General features: G+C 45.3%; 1 protein-coding gene and 1 pseudogene. Both read right to left on the bottom strand.

Features of this window, described 5'->3' with window-relative positions:
• A pseudogene (locus GVN16_RS25910) lies at positions 1 to 2,844 on the bottom strand (hypothetical protein); the annotation flags it as partial.
• A 440-nt stretch (positions 2,845 to 3,284) separates the two neighbouring features.
• Positions 3,285 to 3,563, bottom strand: a 279-nt coding sequence (locus GVN16_RS25905; RefSeq protein WP_166566881.1) for a T9SS type A sorting domain-containing protein, incomplete at its 5' end; no start/stop codon positions are given.

The raw sequence follows: 3,563 nt of genomic DNA, 5'->3' as shown, positions 1-3,563 counted from the left end.
GATATTGGAAGCATTGAATGAAACCAGTGTTACCGGTAAAGCCGGTTCAGTAAACGGAAGACTCACTGTGGCTTGGGCACTTACCGCATTGGCATTATCCACTGCGACATAAGGGATCACGCTGGTAACCGAACCGTTTACAGGATTAAGCGATATGCTTACCGAAGGATTTCCGTTCACGTCGACGGGTACTATTACCCCACCTGTTGAAGGAAACACCAGACAGGTCAATGTAGGACAAACACCCGGAACAGAGCCTGCATTCGGGTAATAAGTAACAGTGCCTATCGTAATACTTTCTGTATTGGTAGGGAAGCCCGTTATAGTCAGACTTGTCACCGTCCCTCCGTTCTGATCATTGCCATCAAAGTAACTACCCGGAACAGGAACACTGATGGATCCACCCGGATTCGGCTGGTCAGGAGCCGTACTGGTAATTCCGCCAGGGGGTTGCTGGATACCCAGGTTTGCATTAGATTGACCGGTATTGGTAACTACCACAGTTAACAGACCATTCGGAGCTGCATCGTGCCCGGTATTGTCACAGCAGTCTTCACCTGTGCTGTACCATCCACCAGAGCCTGTTCCGGCAAACGGAGAGGTTGGATTAGCTACTCCATTGGCCCCTAAAACAATGGAGTAAGTAGCATTGGCAGGCACATTTTTAAATTCATAAGTGCCGTCAGGGTTTACGGAAATTGTTTCGATGAGCGTACTGCCATTGTATAAACTAACATACAATGGGGTAGCTCCGGCCGAACCGATCCCCGATCCATCCACTTTTCCGTCAACATTCCCATCTGTGTCATTAGATACTTTTCCGCAAATGGCCACATTGATCTTCTCATTTTTAGAACTGATACAACCCGTGGTGCCCATAAACTTCGCATAAACAGTATAGTTCCCGCCCGTAAGATTCGCGAATACAGGCGATACCTGGTAGTTTGTACCATCGATGCTGTATTGGTAGGAAGGGCCTGACGGAGCAGTGACTTCAATACTACCGTTCTGATCACAGGAAGCTTGTGTAACTTTAGTAACCGGGATAACGGGAGGCATCATTTTAAAACTAATATCATCAATGGCCAGGTCATTACCGCTTCCCCCTACATTATTATTGATCAGCATCAGCTCAAGTTCGCTGGTGGTAGCCACAAAACTGAGTGTATACTGTGTCCAAACAGTGCTTGACCCGGTCAAGTTCCCGGTTACATTGCTCGCCAGAATAGTATTGGTAGCAGGATCAAGCACCTGAAAAGACACGTTCGGTTTAACTCCGGCAGAAGGCGTAAGATTCGCTATCCAGGCAGAGAAATTATAAGTGGCTCCCGGTACAACACCGGTAAACCTTCTACGGAAAAATTCGTTTTTGTCATAAGCCGAATTGACTGCGAACATATATCCTGTTCCATTACCGGCTGTATGATCGTAAAAAGCCTGGGGTCTCCAGATATTGAAATCCGGAAAAGCATTGGTCACCAACTTATAATGTCCGTCCTCCCCCGGAACAATCGTATTCATGTAGTGATATGAAGTCTGTCCCAGAAACGGAGGGCCGAAACTCCCCGGAGTTCCTGTTCCAAAATTTTCAGTATATTCAATGCCACAATTATTTGTCATGGCAAAGGGAGTCACCAGACCACTTTGAAAAATAACGTGTACAACTTCACCGGCCGCTACAGTTATGGTGGCCGTATGAGCATTTACATCTGAAGATGAATTTGAACCCGGATCATACACAGTTATTTTTTGCAGGTCCCACCCGCCGGGAACCGTCTCGGTAATGGTATAGGTGCCGGGAGCCACGCTGATCATATTAGAATTACCATTGGCTACGCTGGTCCTCACCCTTTCATCATCTATCCACCACTCATTAGTACCATCCAGTGAACGGGAGTAAATATTATTAAACGGATAACCCGCATTATCCCATGACAGCCTCATGGTTAACCACATTTGGCCGGCAATTCCGCCGGTTATCCTGTTAACCTGGGTAGTGGTCAGTTCTCTTGAACCCCACGAAGTGCCGCCTGCCCATTTATGAACAAAGCGATTGGTGCCGCCGGTAATAAAAACATTGTTCAAGGCATCTACCGCGATATCGAATAAAGCAAGACCACTCAATATTTCCGAAGGTTTACCCATAGTCGCTGCCACTCCAGCGGGACTGATCCTGTATGACTCTACGGTTGTCGTCGAAGCTGAAGTAACATAAACATAGCCATCAACCGGGCTTACATCGATGTTTCTATAGTCAGGGGCGACATCATAGAATAAACTCCAGGTGGTCCCCGAGCCTGAATACTTGTATACATCCCCTCCTCTGATCACATAAAGGCTGTTAACATTCCAGCCACAACCGATATCCGTTGCATCCGTAAAACCCGACAAAGCTGTTGAGCTGGTTCCGTTATGCGAAAAAACAGTACCACCGGCTATATAATAAGCAGTACCGCCGGCACCTCCGTCAACCCTCGTTACGTTGGTAACCCCTGTTGACACCCAGTTAACAGAGCCCAGATTCCGGTAATACAGGATCATGTCGTCTTTACCAACAGCCCAAAGCCGGCCGTTTTGTGAACTACCAATATCTGACAGAGATACCTGGGCAGGGTTATCATTCAGACTGAAATTGGGAACCAAAGTGGGCCCGCCCGAAACAGAAAAAGTGATATCTGGGCTCGATGATTCATCCAGCGTTTTGCTGTGTATATAAATGTATCCATTCTGGGCATATGAACTTATACCTACCAGTAAAAAAAAGCAGAAACCAATGACTGCATTTTGACAGTTTGATGACCAGCTGTTGGTCATCAATGCTGTGCCGTTGTTGTTTTTTTTCATTCCTATTAATTATATCAGAAGCCTTTTTTAGCCTCTTATTCCTTTTTTTAGACTGGAAGGTCACGGGCCCGTCACATAATTTTTTTATATTTTTTTTATTATTACTTAATTTTTCTTTTATAATTTCCTACAAAACATAGGAAAACAGGACTTTTACTTTCAAAACAATATCTAAAATATCTGACTACATGCTTTTTCTATGTTGGGAGCTTATGCACAAAAAAGCATAAAAGTCACAGTGCTTTTCCCTGGAATAAGCTTCCCACCTGTAAGCCGTTCATGCTGATGAATCAGTGCATATCAAATGGTTTTAATCCATTCTTGAATCTTGTGATATGACACGGGTGTTCTGGTCAATGTTTTTGCCCTCCGGCTGTTTCGGCCACAAAAAAACCTCCGGCCGAAACAGCCGGAGGTTTAGACGCACTCTTACTAAAAACTTATTTTTTGACCATCCTCTGGATGCTGATCTCCCCTTCATTTCCGGTGACTTTGACCTGGTAAATGCCGGCATTGAGTTTCTCAACATTGATTCTGGTAAAAGGTTTTTCTTGGGTGCTGAGCACCAGGTTACCTTTCTGATCATAGATGTCCACCCTTCTGATCACCATCGACTCATCCGCTTTGAGGGCGAAGTAATCAGTCACAGGGTTGGGATATAAACTCACCCACTGGATGCTTTGTGCATCGATCAGGATGGTTTCTGTTTTGCTGTAATC

Source organism: Emticicia sp. CRIBPO (assembly GCF_009905725.1).
Lineage (GTDB): Bacteria > Bacteroidota > Bacteroidia > Cytophagales > Spirosomataceae > Leadbetterella.
The sequence above is the reverse complement of the archived record's forward strand: the minus strand, read 5'-3'. Positions and strand labels throughout refer to the sequence as shown.